This window comes from Bacillota bacterium, from assembly GCA_013178045.1.
Classification (GTDB): Bacteria; Bacillota; Ch66; order Ch66; family Ch66; genus Ch66.
In genome coordinates, this window is sequence record JABLXP010000001.1 from 82,516 (window position 1) to 104,280 (window position 21,765).

The window sequence follows — 21,765 nt, forward strand, 5'->3', positions numbered from 1 at the left end:
TTGAGTGAAATACTGTCTCAGGCTGAAATCGATGCCCTCTTGTCTGCCCTGTCCACGGGTACGGTCAGCGCTGAGGAATTAAAGCAGGAAGAGCAGAAGAAAAAAGTCCGTGTTTATGATTTTCGCCGACCGAACAAGTTTTCTAAAGATCAAATACACACTTTACGAGTAATTTATGAAAATTACGGGCGGTCTCTATCCACCTACCTGTCTGCCCTGCTTAGAACAGTTGTCCATGTTAATGTGCTTTCGGTAGAACAATTGACGTACGAGGAATTTGCCAAATCATTACCGAACCCGTCAATTGTTAATATCTTTACAATGGAACCCTTGGATGGAAATGGGATTTTGGAAATCAATCCCACGATCGCTTTTACCGTCATAGATCGCCTTTTTGGGGGGCCGGGGCGGCCGCCGGATAAGATTCGTGCGCTTACGGAAATTGAGCGCACAGTAATTGAACGAATTGTCCAGAAAATGCTCGACCTTTTCCGTGAACCCTGGGAAACCTTTATCAAGATTTCACCACACCTGGAGATGATCGAGTCCAACCCTCAGTTTGCTCAGATTGTTTCCCAGACAGAGATGGTGGTACTTATCTCCCTCGAATGTAAGATAGGTGAGCAAATTGGCATGATTAACATCTGCATTCCCTTTCTTGTACTGGAGCCAATCGTTAGTAAATTAAGTGTTCATTTTTGGTTTTCTAGTTCGGCCAAAGAGAGGACCCGCGAGCATATAGAATCTTTGCGCCAACAGATTGAAAGGACCTCAGTTCCAGTAACTGTGATTCTAGGCCGTGCGAAGATTAGCGTCGGCGAATTGCTGGATCTCCAGGTTGGTGACGTTATTCCTCTGGAGCGAAAGATTTCGGAAGACCTTGAGATCCTGATTGGTAAGCGTCCTAAATTCTTCGGTCAACCAGGGATTGTCGGCCATAAGATGGCCATCCAAATCCGAACGGTGATCGACCAAGGAGATGATGAAGATGAGTAATGGGATACTTTCTCAGGAAGAAATCGATGCTCTGCTTAAAGGCGGTTCTCTAGGTGCCCCGACTGATAATCCTTCGAGTGCGCCGGGTGGCCTATTAACGGACATTCAGCGGGATACTCTGGGGGAAATCGGAAATATCAGCATGGGGACAGCGGCGACAACGCTGTCAACGCTGCTGGGGAAACGGGTTTCTATTACCACTCCTCGGGTTACTGAAACGACGCGAAGCCAACTTCAGAGTGAGTACCCACTCCCATACGTAGTGGTTGATGTAGGCTATACTTCTGGTCTAGAAGGCAATAATCTACTGGTGATTAAAAAATCAGATGTTGGTATCATTGTTGATCTGATGATGGGAGGGGATGGAACTAATCCACCAGAGGAGCTAAGTGAACTGCACCTGAGTGCTATTGGAGAAGCAATGAACCAAATGATGGGTTCAGCGACAACTTCAATGTCGACCATGTTTGGTCGAAGAATTGAGATTGCACCACCCAAGATTAATCTGGTCGATTTTGCGGAGAATGAACTGAACGAGAAATTGGGGGAGCAGTTTGAACCCCTGGTGCAGGTAGCTTTCCGTATGGAAATTGAGAATTTACTTGATAGTGAGATCATGCAGATTATTCCCCTGGTTTACGCCAAGGAAATGGTCAATTCGCTTTTGGGTGGTAACACCACAGAAACCCAAACATCAGCAGTGGCTTCGGTTCCGGTTCAGACGAAAACCGCTCCTTCAGAAAAGGTGGCAGCGGTTTCGGCCCAAGCCCCGTTCCAGGGCCAGGCCAGAGCGGTGAGTTTTCCACAAGATACACCGATCGGTCATCCCGATGTGGCTGTTCAGCCGGCTCAGTTCATGCCTTTAAATCAGATCGGGGGTAGCAATCAGGTCGGCAATCTCGTTAATATTGATCTGATCATGGATGTACCATTACAGATTACAGTCGAGTTAGGAAAGACCAGAAAAACTATTAAGGAAATTCTTGAGTTTGGGCCAGGAGCAATTATCCAACTGGACAAATTGGCTGGCGAGCCTGTTGATTTGTTGGTCAACGGAAAACTGATCGCCAAGGGCGAAGTAGTCGTGATTGATGAAAACTATGGAGTCCGCGTGACAGCTATTATCAGCCCATTTGAACGAATGCCCAACTTACAGTAAAGGAGGATATCAATGGGTAAAAGAATTCTGGTTGTTGACGATGCCGCCTTTATGCGGATGATGATCAAAGATATTCTGACAAAAAATGGCTACGAGGTTTGCGGTGAGGCAGAAAACGGAGCCGTTGCCCTGGAAAAGTATCTTGAACTTCGGCCTGATCTGGTCACCATGGACATCACGATGCCGGAAATGGACGGGATCACCGCAGTTAAAGAAATCAGACGAATTGATCCCAGCGCGCGCGTCATTATGTGCAGTGCGATGGGTCAACAGGCGATGGTCATCGATGCAATTCAGGCCGGGGCACGTGATTTTATCGTCAAACCTTTTCAACCTGACCGAGTTTTGGAAGCAGTAGCTAAAGCCTTAGGTTAAAAATGAATGATGAAGATGGTGGTCTTTGCATGCGTTGCCGAAAACGCTTTCGGTGGCTTGGGCTCGTGGTTATAATTATATCAATGCTAATAAGTATTAGTGTTTCGGCTTCTGCGGCCCCAGTGACGACCGAGGATCAATCGGTGAATTTACCAGAATATCAAGCTCCCCAGTTAAAAGAAAACCCAAGCATGTTTGGGTTGTTCGTGCGCTTAACGGTCAGCCTGCTGTTGATCACGGGGTTAGCGTATGCTCTGATTAAGATTATTGGTCGTCAGTGGGGGTATTCTTCCGTGGGGACATGGATTAACATTCTTGATCAGCTAGCCCTGGGGCAAAACAAGGGTATTTTCATCACCGAAATCGCCGGCAAAGTCTTTGTGCTGGGTGTGACCGACCACAGTATTAATAAACTGCTGGAAATCGATGATAAAGAGTTGGTAAAACTGATGAAAGAGCGACTTCCCCGGGAAGCTCAACCACAGAAAATTTTTGGCCGCTGGCAGGGATTGATTGATTTGTGGCGGGGGATAGCGAATTCTTCCCGTACGGGTGGAACAGGGCGGAACTTTCATCATTTGATCGAACAGCATCTCACCAGGCTCCGTGAGCTTTCTCCTGACCGCCGTACCAGTTCATCCAGGGGGAGTTCAGGTGGAGGAAAAGAGGGTAAGAACGATGATTACCACAAAGAGTAGCCGACTGACCACCTGGATTATTCTGGGACTGGTGCTGCTGCTGTTGTTGGGGTGGGTTGGCGCAGTCCAGGCGGAACCAATTCCCGTACCCCGGATCAATATTGGGGTTGATACCGCCGAAAAACCGCAGGAAGTAGCCAAAAGTCTTCAACTTTTGTTCTTGCTTACGGTCTTATCCCTGGCCCCGGCGATTTTAATCATGATGACTTCATTCACCCGGGTAATTGTTGTTTTATCCTTTGTCAGAAGCGCGCTGGCCACCCAGCAGATGCCGCCCAATCAGATTCTGATTGGTTTGGCTTTGTTTCTAACTTTCTTTATCATGGCTCCCACCTGGGAGCGGATTAATACCGAGGCTATTCAGCCGTATGTGGCGGGGCAGATTACCCAGGAAGAAGCCTGGAAAAAAGGCATGGAACCTTTGCGTAATTTTATGTTCCGCCAGACACGGGAGAGCGATTTGGCCCTGTTTGTTAATCTGGCCAAAATGGAGCGACCCAAAACATATTCTGACATCCCAAGTCATGTCTTGATTCCGGCGTTCATCATCAGTGAGTTAAAAACGGCCTTCCAAATTGGATTTGTTATTTTCATTCCGTTTCTGGTGATCGATATGGTTGTCTCAAGCGCCCTGATGTCCATGGGTATGTTAATGCTTCCCCCGATGATGATCTCCCTGCCATTCAAAATTTTGCTTTTCGTAATGGTGGATGGTTGGCATTTACTTATTCGGTCACTGGTCTTAAGTTTTCAATAAGGAGGAGATTCGATGAGTCAGGATCTGGTTATGTACCTGGCGAAAGAGGCTCTGTATGCTACTTTACTGTTATCAGCACCGATTCTGGGCGGAAGCTTGTTAGTGGGACTGCTGGTCAGCATTTTTCAAGCAACTACCCAGATCCAGGAGCAGACTTTGGCTTTCGTGCCGAAAATCATTGCGGTAATGGTGGTGATCGCAATTTTCGGCCCATGGATGATGGGGGTACTAAATACTTTCACCCAGAATCTGCTGGCGAACCTGCATACATTTATTACTGTTCGTTGAGGTAGTCTGAATGGACATGTTTGGCCAATTAATCCGACAAATCGATCTCTTCTTGTTGGTCCTGGGACGGGTAATCGGGGTGTTTGTGATTGCGCCGGTATTTGGCGGCCAGCGAATTCCAGGCGCAGTGCGTCTGGGCTTTACGGTGATGGTGGCAGGTTTGGTTACCATGGTGTTTCCAGTTAAGGTGTCCATTCCGCGTGACATGATTTATTACACCCTTGGGCTGATTACGGAGTTTCTGATTGGTTTTATGATTGGATTCGCTATGTACCTGGTATTCGTTGCGGTCCAGGTGGCTGGACAATTGATTGACATGCAAATGGGGTTTAGCATCGTCAATGTGCTCGATCCGCAAAGCGGAGTCCAAATACCCTTGATAGGTAATTTCCAGTATTTAATGGCCTTGTTGATCTTATTGTCCTTAAATGGTCATCATTTGATTCTGGCAGCCCTGGTTAAGAGTTATGATTTTATTCCCCTATTGGGCGGTCACCTGGTTGGACCGGTAACGGAAACTCTCTTGCGCATGTTTAGTGGTCTCTTCGTAACAGCGATTAAGATCGCTGCGCCGGTGGTGGGTTCCCTTCTGGTTACTGATGTCGCGCTGGGGATTATCGCCCGGACGGTACCGCAAATGAATGTCTTCATTGTGGGTATGCCAGCCAAGATTGCGATCGGTTTGGTGATCCTAATTTTAATCTTGTCTTTATACGTCTGGCTATTAGGCGTGCTGTTTGACCGCATGTTTCATGATGTGGATATATTGCTCCGGTTGCTGGGAGGACGAGGTTAATGGGCCATCACGTGGGTAGGCCAATGCTGTGGATTGATCTCCAGTTGTTTGCCGGTGAGAAGACCGAAAAAGCCACCCCCAGGAAACGCCAGGAAGCCAGGAAGCGCGGTCAAGTCCTGCGCAGCAATGAAGTCAACTCTGCCTTGATTTTATTGTTTACGTTTATGGTGTTGCGTTTCTATTTTCCCTATATGTGGGAGGCAATGGAAGGGTTCACACGCAGCTTTTTACTTGAAGAAACTAATGGAAACCTGACCCCGGCCAGTGTCCAGGTGATGTTTCTCAAAGCCATGTGGTTGATGACGCAGATTACCCTCCCGATCGTCGGCGCAGCGGTTATCGCCGGTCTACTGGCTAATTATATCCAGGTAGGTTTTCTCTTTTCGGCTGAGGTTATCCAGGTACGGCTTGACCGGCTCAATCCGATTGAAGGGTTACGACGGATCTTTTCAAAACGAGCCTTGGTGGAACTCGTTAAAGCCATCTGGAAGATTGTGGCAATAGGATATGTCATGTATTTAACCCTGGCCGACAATTTTGCTACCTTCCCGCAATTGATGGATATGGAGTTGGAAAGTATTATCATGTTTGTTAATCATCTGGTCTACAACTTGGCCTGGCGTGTGGGTCTGTTGTTGCTGACTCTGGCGGGGTTTGACTATCTGTATCAATGGTGGGAGTACGAAGAATCTTTGAAGATGAGCAAACAAGAATTAAAGGATGAGTATAAGCAGACCGAAGGGGATCCCCAGCTCCGAGCACGAATTCGGCAGAAACAACGCGAAATGGCAATGCGGCGAATGATGAGCGAGGTCCCTAAGGCGGATGTAGTGATCACCAACCCGACCCACTTTGCGGTCGCGCTAAAGTATGAGTCTCAGTCGATGGAAGCACCGGTTGTGGTCGCCAAGGGGCAGGATTTTATCGCCCAGAGAATTAAGGCAATTGCCCGGGAAAATCAGGTGACGATTGTGGAAAACCCCCCTTTGGCCCAGGCCATCTACCGTGGGGCCGAAATTGGCCAGGCTGTACCGCCGGAGCTGTACCAGGCAGTCGCCGAGGTACTGGCCTTTGTGTACCGCCTGCGAAAGAAGGCGTGGTAATATCGGTGGTAGGAGGTTTCCTCGCTCGATATATGCCTACAGCGGAATACGATTCTCGAATTAGGAGGCAGTTTCCATGGTAACACCTCCGACTGCAGACAGCCGGTTAACCAAATACAGTGATGTCATCGTTGCCGTGGCGGTCCTGGCCATCGTATTGATGATGATTGTGCCATTGCCGTTTCAACTGCTGGACTTTTTTCTGGTGTTTAACATCTCTTTTTCCCTGGTCATCCTGCTAGTGGCTATGTTTACCATCCAGCCCCTGCAGTTTTCGGTATTTCCGTCATTGTTATTGATTATGACTCTGTTGCGTTTGTCTCTGAACGTATCATCAACCCGTCTGGTTTTACTGAACGCCTTTGCTGGGGAGGTGATCCAGGCTTTTGGTGATTTTGTGGTGGGAGGCAATCCGGTAGTTGGTTTTATCATTTTCCTCATCCTGGTTGTCATTCAGTTCATCGTGATCACGAAAGGAGCAGAGCGGATTTCCGAAGTGGCCGCACGTTTTACCTTGGACGCTATGCCTGGAAAGCAGATGAGCATCGACGCCGACCTGAACGCGGGACTGATTACTGATGTCGAAGCCCGGCAGCGACGGAAAGAAATTCAGCGGGAGGCGGATTTTTACGGGGCCATGGATGGGGCCAGTAAATTTGTCAAAGGTGATGCGATCGCCGGGATCGTGATCATGTTTGTGAACATTATCGGGGGCTTCGTGATCGGCGTGGCCCAAAAAGGTATGCCGTTAACTAAGGCGCTCCATACCTACACCATCCTGACGGTTGGCGATGGTCTGGTAACTCAGATTCCAGCGTTGCTGATCTCGACCGCAGCTGGCATTGTGGTGACCAGGGCGGCCTCGGAATCGAATCTAGGACAAGATTTGACCCGACAGCTGTTTACCCAACCGAAAGTGCTGGCGATTGCCGCCGGAGTCCTGTTACTACTGGCCTTGTTTGGGTTGCCGGGAATTCCCCTGCTCATTATGGCTGGCTTCCTGGGAAGTCTGGCCTACTCTTTCCAGAGGGGGTTGAAGGAGTCAGCGGTGAAGGAGGCTGCCAGGGAAAAAGAACAGCAGTTACAGGAGATTAAGAAACCGGAGAATGTTATTTCCTTGATTCAGGTTGAACCCATGGAAGTGGAGTTAGGCTATGCTTTAATTCCCCTGGTAGACGCCAGTCAGGGAGGCGACCTGCTCGACCGGGTGGTGATGATTCGCCGACAATGTGCCCTTGAACTAGGTTTAATTGTTCCGCCAATCCGGATGCGGGATAACATGCAGCTACGGCCAAATGCCTATGTCATCAAGATCAAGGGAGTAGAAGTTGGACAGGGTGAGCTAATGCTTGATCATTATTTAGCCATGAGCCCGGGCACTGATGATCCAGAAATACGCGGAATTGAGACGAAAGAGCCGGCCTTTGGCTTACCCGCCAAGTGGATTTCTGCCAGCTTGCGTGACCGGGCGGAATTGGCCGGTTATACCGTGGTTGACCCACCATCAGTGGTGGCCACTCATTTGACGGAGATTATACGGCGCCATGCTCATGAAATATTGGGGCGTCAGGACGTGCAAAGCCTTCTAGATCACGTGAAACAGACGCATCCAGCAGTAGTCAATGAAGTGATGGACCGATTATCAGTTGGTGAGATTCAAAGAGTTCTGGCTAACCTACTGCGGGAAAGAGTGCCAATCCGGGATCTTGTGACCATTCTAGAAACACTGGCTGACTACGCTCGCGTAACCAAAGAGCTGGATTTATTGACGGAGTATGTTCGCCAGGCTTTAAGCCGCCAGATCACCAAGCTCTATGTACAGAATAATCGCAGCTTGTCGGTGATTACTCTGGATCCAGCTGTGGAGCAGACCTTGCGGAATGCCCTCCAGACCAGTGAGTATGGGACGTACCTTGCTCTGGAGCCCAATGTAGCGCAGCAATTAATTCAGCGATTAGCCAGTTTAGCGGAAATGGCTGCACAAAGAGGCTTTCAGCCGATCGTGGTCTGTGCGCCGGTGATCCGCTTACACTTTAAGCGTCTAACCGAGAAGGTTATCCCCAGTCTCGTGGTTTTATCATATAACGAACTTGATTCTCAGTTAGAACTTCATTCGATCGGGACGGTGAGCATCTAAGATGAGGGTGAAGCGCTTTGTTGGTAATAACCTGCAGGAGGCGATTCTCAAGGTAAAAACGGAAATGGGAAAAGAAGCCATTATCCTGCATACCCGTAAATTTAAAGAAGGCGGCTTCTTAGGTTTTTTTGCCCGGGAAGTTGTGGAGGTAACGGCGGCGGTGGATGATTTTCCTCCGCCCGTATCCCGACCCAATTCTCAGCCAGGTGAGGTATCCGCCGCGGCAGCGCCAGTTTTATCCGGTCAAACCAAACCCCAGGCGGTTGAATTTAGTCAACCGGAGAAGCGACCAGTAGTAACCAATGAACATAGTGACTCACTCGTACCCACGGAAGAATTGAAGGAAATGAAGACCGTGATGTACCAGCTGCTCGAGGAAATGAATCACTTAAAAGGCGGAAACTTATACCCCAAGCTGGTCCAGAAGGCTTATCACTTACTTCTTAATCATGAAGTTGAAGAAAAACTGGCGGTCAAATTAATTAATGGGATCTTGGAAAGAGCTGCACCTGATGAATTGAAAGACGCTAAGGTAATTAGGTTTTATCTGGAAGAGGGGATTCGGCAAATCCTCCGTGTTCCTCAGCCCATCGTCTTTAAAAATGGAGGGAAACAACAAATCGTTGCTTTAGTTGGCCCGACCGGTGTTGGCAAGACCACGACAATCGCCAAATTAGCCGCCAGTTTTAGCTTGTTGGAAAGAAAAAGGGTTGCCTTAGTGACCATTGATACTTACCGCATTGCGGCAGTTGAGCAACTCAAAACATATGCTCAGATCATTGGTATACCGATCGAAGTTGTTTTTACCCCCGAAGCTCTGAGAGAGGCGATTGCCAAACATCAGGACAAAGATCTAATTTTTTTAGATACCGCCGGGCGCAGCCCGAAAAACGCGGTGCAAATGTCGGAATTAAACGGCTTTTTGCATGCCGGTTGTCCAACGGATGTCTTCTTAGTTTTAAGTGCCAGTACACGTTACCAGGACATGCTTGATGTTTATAATCGATTCAGTGCGGTACCTTTAACCAAACTGGTCTTCACTAAACTTGATGAAACCAATACTTTTGGTCCAATTATCAATATGGTCAGCCGGACTAAAAAGAGATTATCGTACATAACAGTAGGACAGAATGTTCCCGATGATATCGAAGTAGCTGACCCTCAAAGAATTGCCCGATTAATTCTGGGGGGGATGAGCGGATGAGAGATCAGGCGGAAAAACTTCGGTGGCTAGCGCGCAACTTGAAGGACAGAGTTGAATCCGAAATAACCGGTAGCCCGAGGACAACCCGGGTACTGGCAGTAACCAGCGGCAAGGGAGGCGTGGGTAAAACAAACTTTACCCTTAATCTTGGGCTGGCTTTATTAGAGTACGGTCAGCGCGTAGTGTTGCTGGACGCGGACATGGGGTTGGCCAATATCGATGTTGTCTTAGGCATGGTGCCAAAGTATAACCTATACCATGTGGTCAATGGCGAGCGGCGCTTGTCAGAAATAATAGTGGAAGGGCCGAAGGGGATACGGATCATTCCTGGCGGTTCGGGGATTAAAGAATTGGCCGCTCTCCAACCCTGGCAATTTGAAGCGTTGATGATGGATGTGCATAGCCTTGAGGGGACAGCTGATCTATTGCTTATTGATACCGGGGCGGGGGTGTCCAGCAATGTCTTGAATTTTTTACTTACCGCGGATGAAGTAGTGATCATTACCACCCCTGAGCCGACTGCTCTCACTGATGCTTATGGCCTGATTAAAATAGTTTCGCGGGAAAACCCGAAAAGCATACTGCGGTTGGTGGTCAACAAGGTTGAGAGTGATGCGGAAGGAATGCTCGTCGCCCATAAACTAAAAATCGTGACCAAGAAATTTCTGGATGTGGATCTAGAATTTTATGGACACATTGTACGTGACTCAGCGGTGTCTGAAGCGGTGAAGAAGCAGCAGCCTTTTGTCCTTGCTTACCCCAATTCGCCGGCTTCTGTCTGCATCCACAATTTAGCGGCCAAAATGTGCAACCAGACGGTGAAGAAACCGGTGGGACTAAGAGCGTTCTTTAACAACGTTGCCAGTTTGTTTAAATAAAGGTGGTGTGCCTGTCCGTACAAGCCAGCCATGACAACGTTATCCAGAGGTACAATACCCGAATCCCTCACAAGACAGTGGCTGGCTGAAAGTATAAGTAGAGCCGATTTAAGGGGGTGCCCAGATGTCAAAAATCAGGGTTTTGGTGGTCGATGATTCAGCCTTTATGCGTAAAGTTATCTCCGACCTGATCAATGCCGATCCCCAGCTGGAAGTGGTGGGAACAGCGCGTAATGGCGAGGAGGCGTTGGCTAAAATTGGCCAACTCCAGCCCGATGTAGTCACCATGGATGTAGAAATGCCGGTTATGGATGGGCTAACCGCGCTGGATAAAATCATGAGGAGCCAACCCTTACCGGTGATTATGCTGTCCAGCGTTACCCAGTCCGGCCCCGCAGCGACCATGAAGGCCCTGGAGAAGGGAGCGATTGATTTTATCGCGAAACCATCTGGCCCAATTTCACTGGATATTAACCAGGTCCAAAATGAACTAATCTTGAAGATAAAAACTTCCAAGCAGGCCAGACTGACGAAATCATCAGGGCGGATATTATCCCAGAGGTCCTTTAACATTAAACCCCCGGTTTCAGTTTGTGAGCCCCAGCTAAACCGTTTAGTTTTGATTGGTACTTCCACCGGGGGACCCAGGGCCTTAAATGAGGTTATACCGGCTTTACCGGCTAATTTCCCGGCCGGGGTGTTGATTGTTCAGCATATGCCGCCTGGGTTTACCCGTTCCCTGGCCGAGCGATTGGACAACCTGTCGGCCATTCATGTTAAGGAAGCGGTGGATGGTGACGAAGTTCGGGCTGGTGTGGCTTATATTGCGCCGGGGGACTACCACATGGTTTTAACTGCCAATGGAAGAACAGGTGATCGTCATTTATTTATTCATTTAACTCAAGACCCCCCAATTGCCGGCCACCGTCCTTCGGTCGATGTAATGATTTCGTCTGCGGCGGAAGTTTTCTGGGGGCCGGTCGTAGCTGTTATTCTCACGGGAATGGGACAGGATGGCACACAAGGAGTAAAAAAATTAAAAAGTCGGGGTCAGAGCAAGGTGATTGCTGAGGACCAGTCTACCTGTGTCGTCTATGGGATGCCCAAAGCAGCAATTGAGTCAGGTTGTGTTGATAAAGTTGTTCCGCTGCCGCTGGTGGCGGATGAGATAATGCACATGATTTGAATAGGGGGCAAGGAACATGGATTTAACGCAATACCTGGAGTTATTTCTGATAGAATCTAGAGAACATTTGGAAAACCTGAATCAATACTTATTGGAGCTAGAAAACAATCCTCAGAACAACATGGTGGTGGATGAGATTTTTCGGGCTGCGCATACCTTGAAGGGGATGGCGGCGACCATGGGTTACGACGGAATTACTGAGTTGACGCACGAGATGGAAAATGTTCTGTCCCGACTGCGCAATGGTGAGCTCCGCGCCGACAGCCAGCTGATCGATCTACTCCTGCAGTGTGTAGATGCTTTGCAAAACATGGTCGAAGCAATTGAAAATGGAGGGAACAGCGGTCCATCGATAGAGGGGTTGGTGGCACAATTGGTAGCGGTCGGACAGTTAGCGGCGATGGTTGAACCGGTAGAAGCAGAGATGGTCAGCATTGAATCCCAACCAGCCGGGAATCAGATGGCCTATAACTCCTACGAGATCGCCCTGCTTAAAGAGGCGAAAATCAAAGGTTTTTCTTCCTTTTTACTAACTGTCAAAGTCGCTCCTGAGTGTTTAATGAAGTCAGTGCGGGCCTTTATGGTCTTCAAACAATTAGAAGAAATCGGCGAAATTATAAAAAGCATTCCCCCAGCCCAGGATCTGGAGGAGGGCAACTTTGACTGGGGTTTTCAAGTATTATTGATAACCAGAGAAGCACCCTCAGTCATTGCCCAAAGATTGAGTACCATCTCTGAGATCACTTTAATCGCCTGTGAACCAGTGGACGTGGAGGAAGCCAGACGACCAGTTAATGAGCCAGGAGAAGCAGTGAGTAAAGCTGACAATGGTAGTGATGAACATCTGTTGTCACGGACGGGTAAACCGCGGCAGACGGTGCGAGTCGATATTGAGCGTCTAGATAACTTAATGAACCTGGTTGGTGAACTGGTGATCAATAAGACGCGTCTCGAACAAATTGGGCTTACCAATCGTTTACCTGAATTGAGTGAGACTGTCGAACAGTTTGACCGGATAACCACGGATTTACAGTCACTGGTGATGAAGGTCAGAATGGTTCCCGTGGAGCAGGTCTTTAACCGTTTTCCCCGAATGGTCAGGGATTTGGCCAGAGAGCTAGGAAAAGACATTAATTTCCAGATGGAGGGCAAGGAGACTGAGCTTGACCGGACGGTAATTGATGAGATTGGCGAACCTCTAGTCCATTTATTGCGCAATGCCATTGATCACGGCATTGAAAAACCGCAAGAGCGACGTCAGGTTGGTAAACCGGCCGAAGGTTTGGTCAGACTGGTGGCGCGTCACGAAGGCAACCACGTGATTATTGAGGTTGAAGACGATGGTAGGGGAATTAGTCTAGAAAAAATCCGGTCCAAGGCCGTGGCAAAAGGCTTAATTGGAGCGAAAGAAGCGGAACTGCTCGAGCCTAATGCAATTTTAAACTTTATCTTCCAGCCGGGCTTCAGTACGGCCGATGAAGTGACGGATATTTCCGGTCGGGGTGTGGGTCTGGATGTGGTGAAGACTAAAATTGAGTCATTGAGTGGTAGCATTGAAATAGCATCAGTTCCCGGGATGGGAACTAAATTTAAAATCAGCCTGCCATTAACTTTAGCGATCATCCAGGCTTTACTGGTTAATGTAGGACAAGAAATATATGCCATCCCGTTAAGTTCGGTCGATGAGACTACGATCGTTGTGCCGGAAAACATCAAACGCGTTCAACATCAGGAAGTGGTAGTATTGCGCGGTTCGGTTTTACCGATTATTCGACTCCACACCCTGCTCAATGTGCCTGGTACACAGGAGCTGGCTGAGGAACTGTACATCGTGGTGGTCAGAAAAGGGGATAAGCGGGCCGGTTTGGTCGTTGATTCCCTGATTGGACAACAGGAGATCGTCATCAAATCTCTGGGTAAATTGCTGACTGGCATACCAGGATTGGCCGGAGCGGCCATTTTAGGTAATGGAGAGGTTTCTTTAATTCTTGATGTTGGGAGCCTGTTTTAGTGAAAACTACAAGAAGGGAGTGTTTTGGATGAATGTGAGCCAAACAGGGGTTTATGGTCAAGAATTACAGCTAGTTGCCTTTATTTTAGGAACGGAAGAGTACGCAGCGGATATCCTGCTGGTCCAGGAAATTAATCGTTTGCTGAAAATTACTCGCGTTCCCAAGGCCCCTGAGTTTATTGAAGGTGTGATCAACCTGAGGGGAAACGTGATCCCGGTTTTCGATCTGCATAAACGGCTTGACTTGGGTAAGCGCAAAGATACAGACCGAACCCGGATTATTATCGTTCAGGTTAACGATATTCGGGCTGGGCTAATTGTTGATGGAGTAACTGAGGTGCTTCGCCTCAAGGCGGATCAAGTGGAACTTCCCTCAACCCTGGATAGTACGGTTGCCCTTGACTTTATTGCCGGCGTTGGCAAGCTGAATGATCGGTTGCTAATGTTGCTTAAAATTGATAAAGTTCTTGGGCTTGAGGCGGTTAATTGATTTCATCGAACCTCGGATTGATGAATTTTCTCGAACTTAAAATTTGGGATGGTGTAAATGATGGTTGAAGATTTTTCCGAACTTTCGGCTATGCAAATCGATGCTCTACGGGAAATTGGTAATATCGGTGCCGGCAATGCCGCCACCGCCCTGGCCCAACTCTTGAACCGGCGGATTAATATGGCGGTTCCGAGGATAAGCATCGTTCCTTTTCCGAAAGTTCCAGAAGCAGTAGGGGGAGCAGAGCGCTTGATGGTTGGGGTATACCTGCGGGTTCAAGGATCTGCCCCGGGCAACATCCTGTTTTTGTTGCCTATTACCAATGCTTATTTACTGGTCGATATGTTGCTAGGTTTACCGCGGGGGACGACTACTGCGCTGGATGATATGGGTCAATCAGTATTGCAGGAGGTTGGCAATATCCTGGCTGGAGCTTATCTGAATGCTCTGTCGATGTTTACTTCCCTTAACATGGTTCCGTCTGTCCCTGCTCTGGCGGTTGATATGGCTGGGGCTATCTTGAGCGCTGTTTTATTCCAATTAGGGGAAGTAGGTGATCACGCCCTGTTGGTCGAAACCCAATTCACAGAAAATGAAATCCAGGTCATTGGCCACTTTTTTCTCCTGCCAGAACCAGAAGCATTGGATACCATTATGTCTGGACTTGGGGTGAATATCCAATGAGCAGGGTGATCCAGGTAGGAATGGCTGACCTGCGTGTGGCTAAAGCCCCAGATAAATTGATGACCGCTGGCCTGGGTTCGTGTATTGGTATTTGCTTGTATGATCCAATCGCCAAAATTGGTGGTTTGGCGCACATCATGTTGCCGTCAAGCATCCAGGCCCGGAAGACTGACAACCGGGCAAAATTTGCAGATACAGCCATCTTGGATCTGATTACGGAAATGACAAAAATTGGGGCAAACCGTAACCGGTTGGTGGCCAAGATTGCCGGTGGGGCGCAGATGTTCACTTTCCCTGGGGTAACTGATGTGATGAAGATTGGCGACCGCAACGCAGAAGCGGTAGTAGAGACTTTGAAAAGAGAGCGCATTCCTCTGCTCGCTCAGGATACTGGTGGTAATTACGGTAGAACGATTCAATTCTGTACCAATAGTGGAAACTTATACGTCCGAACAATAGACCATGGGGAAAGGGTACTCTAAAATGGTTAAACTCAAGAATGAAGATCTCTGGGAAAGCTACAAGGTAAGAAAAGATGAATCTGCTAAAGAAGCGCTGATCTTAGAGTATGCCCCGCTGGTAAAATATGTAGCTGGGCGTCTGGCCGTTGGTTTGACTGCCAAGGTTGAATTAGATGATTTGATTGGTTTCGGTATTTTCGGGTTGATTGATGCGATTGAAAAGTTTGACCATACTCGAGGAATCAAATTTGAAACTTATGCCCTGGCCAGGATTCGCGGCTCGATTATCGATGGATTGAGGGCGATGGATTGGGTTCCCCAATCTGTTCGGCAAAAGGCACGGGAAATAGAAAAAACCTATACCCGGTTAGAAAATGAATTGGGGCGTTCCGTTTCAGACCTTGAGGTCAGCCAGGCCCTGGGTATATCACTTGATGAATTTCACCAGTTGTTAGGGGAAGTAAGTTATACTTCTTTATTATATCTGGAAGATTTGTGGTTAGGTGAGGGAGCGGATAGCGACTCGGTTCGTGTAATTGAGATGATTTCCGACCCCAATGTGGAAGATCCCACGCTGCGGTTAGAGTTTGAGGAGACCAAACAGCTACTTGCTGAGGCAATTGACAAGTTACCGGAAAAAGAGCGGATAGTTATTTCTTTATATTACTATGATGGTCTGACCCTTAAAGAAATCGGTGCCGTGCTTGGGCTATCCGAATCGCGGATTTCCCAACTGCATACGAAAGCTATTCTCAGGCTCAGGGGTCGCTTAAGCCGTCAAAAGAAAAAGATATTTGGGATTTAGAGAAAAATCAGTTTTTAAACATAATTTTGTGATCCGTCGATAATATAAATATCAAGTTTAATGTTGCTGCTTATATCTGGACTGAGAGGTGAGGACCCGTGGTGTCCGAAAAGGATAATCCAGTCCCCGAAATGGAGATCCTGGTCAAGATCAGTGATGACAAGATGGAAGCAACCTTGTATATTAACCGGCGGCCAGGAACTTCCCCAGTTACAGAAAGCCAGATCTATCAAGCATTGAAAGACAAGGGAGTGATCTTTAGTATTAATGAAGAAGCAGTCCGGGAGGCGGTCCGGCTTTCTGCTGAATCAAGTGAAGAGTTAATCAAAATCGTGGTGGCCAGAGGGAAAGAAGTTGAACACGGGCGGGATGCGCAAATAACTTACCATTTCCCTTTACCGGGTAAGGCTAAACCGATTGAGCGGGAAGATGGGACAGTAGATTTCTATAACCTTAATCTAGTGCATAATGTTCGCGCTGGAGAGGTCTTGGCGACAAAAATCCCAGCGGTGCCAGGCGAACCTGGCATTACCGTAACTGGTCAGATGATTCGTCCACTCCCGGGGAAAAACATTAATTTTCGACGGGGGAAAAATACTATCGTGGACAAGGATGGCTGCGCCGTGGTGGCGACGACGGCGGGCCATGTGGTGCTAATCGATGGGATTGTCCACGTGTTTCCAGTCTATGAGGTAAACGGTGACGTAGACCTGAGTACGGGCAACATCAATTTTGTGGGGAACGTGATTGTGCGGGGCAATGTGAAAAGCGGCTTTATCGTTAAGGCTGAGGGAAACATTGAGGTCCACGGCACGGTGGAGGGTGGTAGTCTTTATGCCGAGGGTAATATCGAAGTAAAAAAAGGCATTATGGGACAAGGCAGAGGAATAGTCTGGGCCAAAGGTAGTGTTTTTGCTCGGTTTGTAGAAAATGGAGAGATTCAGGCCGGTGAGAATGTCGTGATCGCTGATGCAATTATGAACAGCAATGTCAGTGCGGGCAAATGCATCATTGTTGAGGGACGGCGTGGGGTAATCGTGGGAGGAGTATGCCGGGCGGCGGAAGAAATTAAGGCCAAAGTTATTGGGTCCTTACTGGCTCCCCCCACCCAGGTTGAGGTGGGAGTTAAGCCTGAAATCAGACAGGCATACAAACAAACTACCAGTGATCTTATCGCAAGAGAGAAAAATCTGGAGAAAGTGCAGCAGGTGCTGGGTGTTCTTAGTTATGTAGAAAAAACTCGGGGTGAACTGCCCCCGGAAAAGCAGGAACTCCTGGCCCGGTTACGGATGACGGAATCGCAATTGCTCCGGGATATCAAAGAACTGCGGCAGAAAAAACAGGCCCTGGAAGAGGAACTGGCTGAATTGCGTCGCTGTAAGGTGCGGGTATCAGGTACGATTTATCCCGGGGTTACTGTTGTAATTGGGCAACTGACTATGCACGTCAATGATCCGCTGCAGTATGTGACGCTTACGGAAGACATGGGAGATATCAAGATTTATCCCTACTTTTAAAGGGAAAGGGTGAACCAGGATGTCAATTCGTTCCCTTGACCTGCAGGTACTCTTGCCCCATACTCAGGAGGTGAGCCGGACTCAGCGAATTCAGCAACAAGGTCCGGAGCAGCAGCAACAAGAATTTGCCGCGCAACTTGAGCAGCAGGTCGAACGCCAGCAGGGAGCAGTTCGGTCAACACCGAAAGGGGAACAGGCCCTGATCCATGAACGCGAAACCTCTACCGGCCGGGGGGCAGCCCGGCAGCAGAGAAAATCGTCGAAGAAAAAAGAAGATGATTTGTTGGAAAGCCTAACTGAACCATCATTGGGCCAGGTTATCGACATCAAAGTCTGATACATTAAAAGGAGTTGGTGAGCAATTGAATTATGCAATGCTGGTTTTAGGGTTGATAATGTTAGGTGGGGTGCTGGTCTTCAGGAACCAGACTGGTCGTCACGCGACTTTAGCTGCCGAAAAGAGAGAACTCAATGATTTATTGGATGAGGCCCGACTGGTTAAATCAGAACTGGAAGAATTGTTGCGCGAAACAGTTAAAGTATCCGAGCAGTTAGTGCACCAGGTTGAAACCAGGTTGATTACTCCTCTTGTAAATGATAATCAAATTGGCCAAACCAAAGACGAACGTGAGGATGCGCCGGAGTTGAAGCGGCATGAAGCCATGTTTAGGGAAATCAAGTCTAATGTAAAAACTACCAGGAAATCAACAAAACAGTCCCGCCCCAATCCCAATAAAGTGTTAAGAGACTCTTCGAATATTATCAGCCTAGCAGAAAGTATGTCGGCGGAGAACAGGTTGCTGGATCGCTATGGACAAATATATCATTTGGCAGAACAGGGGTGGAGCATCAGAGAGATCGCGCAGGCCCTTAATCTGGGCCAGGGTGAAGTGGAACTGGTCCTTGAACTCAAGAAGAAACAAACTATGTATAATCAGCCAAGTAACTGGTAATAATTACATTAAATTTATCAAAACTCTGATCAGGCATTGTCAAGAACGCATCTGGTGTGTTATACTAAAAAATGGTGTAAAAAATACACACGTCTCTCGAGCTCGGTAAGGGTGCCACCTGTGGTGGTCTTGCCGAAAGATGACAGAGACGGAGGAAAAACCAGAGAGGAGGTGTTTTCGTGGCCGTTATTTCAATGAAACAACTGCTAGAAGCCGGTGTGCACTTTGGGCATCAAACCCGCCGGTGGAATCCCAAGATGGCACCCTACATTTTCACGGAGCGGAATGGTATTTATATCATTGACTTGCAAAAGACCGTGAAAAAGGTCGAAGAGGCTTATAATTTTATTCGGGACGTGGTGGCCCAGGGTAAGTCTGTTCTCTTTGTAGGGACCAAAAAACAAGCCCAGGAATCGGTTAAAGAAGAAGCCCAGCGGTGTGAAATGTTCTACGTTAATGAGCGGTGGTTAGGTGGACTCCTGACTAACTTTCCCACCATTCAAAAGCGTATTCAGCGGTTACGTGAACTGGAGCGGATGGAGCAAGATGGCTCCTTGACCGTCCTTCCTAAAAAGGAAGTCGCCAAGTTGATGGGGGAAAAGGAGAAGCTTGAGCGTTTCCTTGGCGGGATCAAAGACATGCACCAGTTACCGGGGGCTTTATTTGTTATTGATCCCCGGAAAGAACGAATTGCGGTGGCTGAGGCACGTCGACTAGGGATACCCCTTGTGGCGATTGTTGATACTAACTGTGATCCCGACGAGATTGACTATGTGATTCCGGGTAATGATGATGCGATCAGGGCCGTAAAGCTCCTGACTTCCAAGATGGCAGATGCTGTTTTAGAGGCCAAGCAGGGGCAACAAATGACGGAAGCGGCGGAATAACAAAGGGGTAGGGGTGACGGAGAAGGGCGAAAAACCCTATCTCTCATCCCTATTTTGTTTATGTAAAGAGGAGGTAGATGTTCATGGAAGTTACGGCGGCAATGGTTAAGGAACTACGCGAACGAACCGGTGCAGGGATGATGGATTGCAAGAAAGCACTGGCTGAAACCAATGGCGATATTGACAAGGCTATAGAAATTTTACGGGAAAAAGGATTGGCCGCGGCGGCCAAGAAGGCAGGACGAATTGCTGCTGAGGGACGAGTCGAGGCTTACATCCACGGGCCTGGCCGAATTGGCGTTTTGGTTGAAGTCAACTGCGAAACAGATTTTGTGGCCAAAACAGATGAGTATCGAGAGTTTTGTAAGGACATCGCCATGCAGATCGCAGCGGCCAAGCCGGAGTACGTGAGCCGCGAAGAGGTGCCAGCTGCAGTTATTGATAAGGAAAAGGCGATCCTGCGGGCCCAGGCTTTAAATGAAGGCAAACCTGAAAAGATCGTCGAAAAAATGGTTGAGGGTCGAATCGAGAAGTTTTTCAAAGATGTCTGTCTGCTGGAGCAGCCGTTTATTAAAAATCCTGATATAACTGTTCAACAAGTGTTGATGGAAAAGATCTCCAAGCTGGGAGAAAACATTGCCATTCGCCGTTTTGTTCGCTATGAAATGGGTGAAGGGATCGCCAAGCGCGAAGATAATTTTGTCGCTGAAGTCATGGCCCAGGTGCAGAAGGGTTAACAAGTTATGGTTGAGGAAAAAGGAATTTGTCAATTATTGTAGAAGAATATTTCGGAAAAGAGCTTGGAGGTAATTCAGTTCGTGACCGGACCAAAATTCCAGCGAGTGGTGCTGAAGCTGAGTGGAGAAGCTTTAGCAGGAAACAAAGGATATGGAATTGACCAGGACACAGTGAACACTATTGCCCAACAGATCCGTGAAGTCAAGGACCGGGGAGTAGAAGTGGCGATCGTTGTCGGGGGAGGTAACATCTGGCGTGGGGTAGCTGGGAGCGCCAAAGGGATGGACCGGGCAACGGCTGACTACATGGGGATGCTGGCGACGGTAATTAATTCGCTGGCTTTGCAGGATGCGCTGGAAAAAGTCGGTGTCGATACTCGCGTCATGTCGGCGATTGATATGCGCGAAGTCGCTGAACCGTACATCCGCCGGCGGGCGATACGCCACCTGGAAAAGGGGCGTGTGGTCATTTTTGCAGCAGGCACGGGTAACCCTTATTTTTCAACCGATACGACGGCGGCTTTACGGGCAGCGGAAATTGAGGCCCAGGTTATCCTGATGGCAAAAAAAGTTGATGGGGTCTATGATTCCGATCCTCTGATTAACCCGGATGCCAAGATGTATAAAGATTTGGAGTACATAGAGGTTTTAAATAAGGGTCTGGGGGTTATGGATTCTACCGCGACCTCATTGTGCATGGATAACAAGATACCGATCATTGTGTTTAACCTTAACCAAGAGGGCAACATTATGAAGGTGATCATGGGAGAGGAAATTGGAACCTATGTGGGGAGGTAGAGATGATGTTGGACCAACTGGTTAATGATGCTGAACAGCGTATGCAGAAGGCCATTGAAGCCCTCAAGAAAGAATACGCTACTTTAAGGGCTGGTCGGGCTACTCCTGCCCTTTTGGATAGAGTCCTGGTTGATTATTACGGGACGCTTACCCCGATCAATCAATTAGCCAATATTGGCGTGCCCGAACCGCGCATGCTCGTCATTCAGCCCTGGGATAAAAGCACAATCCCCGCGATTGAAAAGGCGATCCTGAAGTCAGATCTGGGGGTTACCCCAACCAGTGACGGGGTCGTGGTCCGGATCGTTATCCCCCAATTGACCGAGGAGCGACGCAAAGAATTGGCCAAAGTCGTGAAGAAAAAAGCTGAGGAATCAAAGGTGGCTGTACGCAACATCAGACGCGAAGTTAATGACAAGATGAAGAGCATAGAAAAGAAGGGAGAAATCTCCGAGGATGAAGCAAAACGTGGTCAGGACTCCGTTCAGAAACTAACTGATAATTATATTAAAATGATCGATAAGGTTATGGAAGCGAAAGAAAAAGAGATTATGGAAGTATGATGGGTGAGAGGAAACCGCCAAATTTGGTGGCCTGGGAGGCCGAGGTTGCTGTCCAACGGTTGGAAGCAGAAGGTTGGACAGTACGTGTGGTAGTCACTAAACCACCGCAGGGTAGAGCTGGTGCTCTCAGGCGGGTGGTTCGTCAGAAAGTGATTGGTGAACGGTTGGTAGAACTTGTTGTGGCGGGTATGGTACCGGAGGGAAACGCTGATATAATGAGCGAGCTTAAGGAGTAGAGCATGAACCCCCTTGGTGAGGGGGCTTTGTTCATTTGCTTTTGTT

25 protein-coding genes are annotated in these 21,765 nt (G+C 48.3%); all 25 read left to right on the top strand.

What is annotated here, in order from left to right; genetic code table 11:
* Positions 1-996: a flagellar motor switch protein FliM gene (fliM, locus tag HPY81_00465; protein NPV25931.1), complete on the top strand. Its 996-nt coding sequence runs from the start codon at positions 1-3 to the stop codon at positions 994-996.
* Entirely contained in the window at positions 989-2,155 is a 1,167-nt protein-coding gene (gene fliY, locus HPY81_00470) for a flagellar motor switch phosphatase FliY (GenBank protein ID NPV25932.1), read from the top strand. Before fliM ends, fliY begins: the two co-directional genes overlap by 8 nt.
* A 12-nt stretch (positions 2,156-2,167) precedes the next feature.
* On the top strand, positions 2,168-2,530 hold the full coding sequence (locus HPY81_00475) for a response regulator (GenBank protein NPV25933.1): 363 nt from the start codon (positions 2,168-2,170) through the stop codon (positions 2,528-2,530).
* A gap of 83 nt (positions 2,531-2,613) precedes the next feature.
* A complete protein-coding gene (locus HPY81_00480) occupies positions 2,614-3,228 on the top strand; it encodes a flagellar biosynthetic protein FliO (protein NPV25934.1) in 615 nt (204 codons plus the stop codon).
* A complete protein-coding gene (gene fliP / locus HPY81_00485; GenBank protein ID NPV25935.1) occupies positions 3,209-3,985 on the top strand; it encodes a flagellar type III secretion system pore protein FliP in 777 nt (258 codons plus the stop codon). The genes HPY81_00480 and fliP overlap by 20 nt, the downstream gene beginning before the upstream one ends.
* Before the next feature lie 12 nt (positions 3,986-3,997).
* A complete protein-coding gene (gene fliQ, locus HPY81_00490; protein NPV25936.1) occupies positions 3,998-4,273 on the top strand; it encodes a flagellar biosynthesis protein FliQ in 276 nt (91 codons plus the stop codon).
* A gap of 10 nt (positions 4,274-4,283) precedes the next feature.
* Positions 4,284-5,069, top strand: a complete 786-nt coding sequence (fliR, locus tag HPY81_00495) for a flagellar type III secretion system protein FliR (protein NPV25937.1) — start codon at positions 4,284-4,286, stop codon at positions 5,067-5,069.
* 23 nt (positions 5,070-5,092) lie between these two features.
* Positions 5,093-6,172: a flagellar biosynthesis protein FlhB gene (gene flhB / locus HPY81_00500; GenBank protein ID NPV25938.1), complete on the top strand. Its 1,080-nt coding sequence runs from the start codon at positions 5,093-5,095 to the stop codon at positions 6,170-6,172.
* Between the two features lie 76 nt (positions 6,173-6,248).
* Positions 6,249-8,309, top strand: coding sequence for a flagellar biosynthesis protein FlhA (flhA, locus tag HPY81_00505; GenBank protein ID NPV25939.1), 2,061 nt, complete (start codon positions 6,249-6,251; stop codon positions 8,307-8,309).
* Between the two features lies 1 nt (position 8,310).
* Positions 8,311-9,513 (top strand): flagellar biosynthesis protein FlhF, encoded by a 1,203-nt coding sequence (gene flhF / locus HPY81_00510; protein ID NPV25940.1) that lies wholly within the window; start codon positions 8,311-8,313, stop codon positions 9,511-9,513.
* Positions 9,510-10,391: a MinD/ParA family protein gene (locus HPY81_00515; protein ID NPV25941.1), complete on the top strand. Its 882-nt coding sequence runs from the start codon at positions 9,510-9,512 to the stop codon at positions 10,389-10,391. The genes flhF and HPY81_00515 overlap by 4 nt, the downstream gene beginning before the upstream one ends.
* Before the next feature lie 124 nt (positions 10,392-10,515).
* Positions 10,516-11,577 carry a chemotaxis response regulator protein-glutamate methylesterase gene (locus HPY81_00520; protein NPV25942.1) on the top strand — a complete coding sequence of 354 codons (1,062 nt, stop codon included), beginning with the start codon at positions 10,516-10,518 and terminating at the stop codon, positions 11,575-11,577.
* Positions 11,578-11,593: 16 nt separating this feature from the next.
* Positions 11,594-13,588, top strand: a complete 1,995-nt coding sequence (locus tag HPY81_00525; protein NPV25943.1) for a chemotaxis protein CheA — start codon at positions 11,594-11,596, stop codon at positions 13,586-13,588.
* A gap of 28 nt (positions 13,589-13,616) precedes the next feature.
* Positions 13,617-14,078 (top strand): chemotaxis protein CheW, encoded by a 462-nt coding sequence (locus tag HPY81_00530; GenBank protein NPV25944.1) that lies wholly within the window; start codon positions 13,617-13,619, stop codon positions 14,076-14,078.
* A 57-nt stretch (positions 14,079-14,135) separates the two neighbouring features.
* A complete protein-coding gene (locus tag HPY81_00535; protein ID NPV25945.1) occupies positions 14,136-14,762 on the top strand; it encodes a chemotaxis protein CheC in 627 nt (208 codons plus the stop codon).
* Complete coding sequence (locus HPY81_00540; protein ID NPV25946.1) at positions 14,759-15,244, top strand: chemotaxis protein CheD; 486 nt, start codon at positions 14,759-14,761, stop codon at positions 15,242-15,244. Before HPY81_00535 ends, HPY81_00540 begins: the two co-directional genes overlap by 4 nt.
* Positions 15,225-16,028 carry an RNA polymerase sigma factor WhiG gene (gene whiG, locus HPY81_00545; protein NPV25947.1) on the top strand — a complete coding sequence of 268 codons (804 nt, stop codon included), beginning with the start codon at positions 15,225-15,227 and terminating at the stop codon, positions 16,026-16,028. The genes HPY81_00540 and whiG overlap by 20 nt, the downstream gene beginning before the upstream one ends.
* Before the next feature lie 101 nt (positions 16,029-16,129).
* Complete coding sequence (locus HPY81_00550) at positions 16,130-17,545, top strand: DUF342 domain-containing protein (protein ID NPV25948.1); 1,416 nt, start codon at positions 16,130-16,132, stop codon at positions 17,543-17,545.
* 19 nt (positions 17,546-17,564) lie between these two features.
* On the top strand, positions 17,565-17,882 hold the full coding sequence (locus HPY81_00555; GenBank protein NPV25949.1) for a hypothetical protein: 318 nt from the start codon (positions 17,565-17,567) through the stop codon (positions 17,880-17,882).
* Between the two features lie 25 nt (positions 17,883-17,907).
* Positions 17,908-18,498 carry a hypothetical protein gene (locus tag HPY81_00560; protein NPV25950.1) on the top strand — a complete coding sequence of 197 codons (591 nt, stop codon included), beginning with the start codon at positions 17,908-17,910 and terminating at the stop codon, positions 18,496-18,498.
* A gap of 179 nt (positions 18,499-18,677) precedes the next feature.
* A complete protein-coding gene (gene rpsB / locus HPY81_00565; protein ID NPV25951.1) occupies positions 18,678-19,385 on the top strand; it encodes a 30S ribosomal protein S2 in 708 nt (235 codons plus the stop codon).
* Between the two features lie 83 nt (positions 19,386-19,468).
* Entirely contained in the window at positions 19,469-20,122 is a 654-nt protein-coding gene (gene tsf, locus HPY81_00570) for a translation elongation factor Ts (protein ID NPV25952.1), read from the top strand.
* 81 nt (positions 20,123-20,203) lie between these two features.
* Positions 20,204-20,920 (top strand): UMP kinase, encoded by a 717-nt coding sequence (locus HPY81_00575; protein ID NPV25953.1) that lies wholly within the window; start codon positions 20,204-20,206, stop codon positions 20,918-20,920.
* A gap of 5 nt (positions 20,921-20,925) precedes the next feature.
* Positions 20,926-21,483 carry a ribosome recycling factor gene (frr, locus tag HPY81_00580; protein ID NPV25954.1) on the top strand — a complete coding sequence of 186 codons (558 nt, stop codon included), beginning with the start codon at positions 20,926-20,928 and terminating at the stop codon, positions 21,481-21,483.
* Positions 21,483-21,719 (top strand): hypothetical protein, encoded by a 237-nt coding sequence (locus HPY81_00585; protein NPV25955.1) that lies wholly within the window; start codon positions 21,483-21,485, stop codon positions 21,717-21,719. The genes frr and HPY81_00585 overlap by 1 nt, the downstream gene beginning before the upstream one ends.
* Positions 21,720-21,765: the final 46 nt, after the last annotated feature.

Bases quoted from the DNA above. Each gene is read 5' to 3' on its own strand.
- tsf (NPV25952.1), top strand. From the start codon at position 19,469: ATGGAAGTTACGGCGGCAATGGTTAAGGAACTACGCGAACGAACCGGT.
- fliP (NPV25935.1), top strand. From the start codon at position 3,209: ATGATTACCACAAAGAGTAGCCGACTGACCACCTGGATTATTCTGGGA.
- whiG (NPV25947.1), top strand. From the start codon at position 15,225: ATGGGGAAAGGGTACTCTAAAATGGTTAAACTCAAGAATGAAGATCTC.
- HPY81_00555 (NPV25949.1), top strand. From the start codon at position 17,565: ATGTCAATTCGTTCCCTTGACCTGCAGGTACTCTTGCCCCATACTCAG.
- HPY81_00515 (NPV25941.1), top strand. From the start codon at position 9,510: ATGAGAGATCAGGCGGAAAAACTTCGGTGGCTAGCGCGCAACTTGAAG.
- HPY81_00520 (NPV25942.1), top strand. From the start codon at position 10,516: ATGTCAAAAATCAGGGTTTTGGTGGTCGATGATTCAGCCTTTATGCGT.
- frr (NPV25954.1), top strand. From the start codon at position 20,926: ATGTTGGACCAACTGGTTAATGATGCTGAACAGCGTATGCAGAAGGCC.
- HPY81_00530 (NPV25944.1), top strand. From the start codon at position 13,617: ATGAATGTGAGCCAAACAGGGGTTTATGGTCAAGAATTACAGCTAGTT.
- HPY81_00525 (NPV25943.1), top strand. From the start codon at position 11,594: ATGGATTTAACGCAATACCTGGAGTTATTTCTGATAGAATCTAGAGAA.
- HPY81_00585 (NPV25955.1), top strand. From the start codon at position 21,483: ATGGGTGAGAGGAAACCGCCAAATTTGGTGGCCTGGGAGGCCGAGGTT.
- fliQ (NPV25936.1), top strand. From the start codon at position 3,998: ATGAGTCAGGATCTGGTTATGTACCTGGCGAAAGAGGCTCTGTATGCT.
- HPY81_00475 (NPV25933.1), top strand. From the start codon at position 2,168: ATGGGTAAAAGAATTCTGGTTGTTGACGATGCCGCCTTTATGCGGATG.
- fliR (NPV25937.1), top strand. From the start codon at position 4,284: ATGGACATGTTTGGCCAATTAATCCGACAAATCGATCTCTTCTTGTTG.
- flhB (NPV25938.1), top strand. From the start codon at position 5,093: ATGCTGTGGATTGATCTCCAGTTGTTTGCCGGTGAGAAGACCGAAAAA.
- flhA (NPV25939.1), top strand. From the start codon at position 6,249: ATGGTAACACCTCCGACTGCAGACAGCCGGTTAACCAAATACAGTGAT.
- HPY81_00535 (NPV25945.1), top strand. From the start codon at position 14,136: ATGATGGTTGAAGATTTTTCCGAACTTTCGGCTATGCAAATCGATGCT.
- HPY81_00540 (NPV25946.1), top strand. From the start codon at position 14,759: ATGAGCAGGGTGATCCAGGTAGGAATGGCTGACCTGCGTGTGGCTAAA.
- flhF (NPV25940.1), top strand. From the start codon at position 8,311: ATGAGGGTGAAGCGCTTTGTTGGTAATAACCTGCAGGAGGCGATTCTC.
- HPY81_00480 (NPV25934.1), top strand. From the start codon at position 2,614: ATGCTAATAAGTATTAGTGTTTCGGCTTCTGCGGCCCCAGTGACGACC.
- fliY (NPV25932.1), top strand. From the start codon at position 989: ATGAGTAATGGGATACTTTCTCAGGAAGAAATCGATGCTCTGCTTAAA.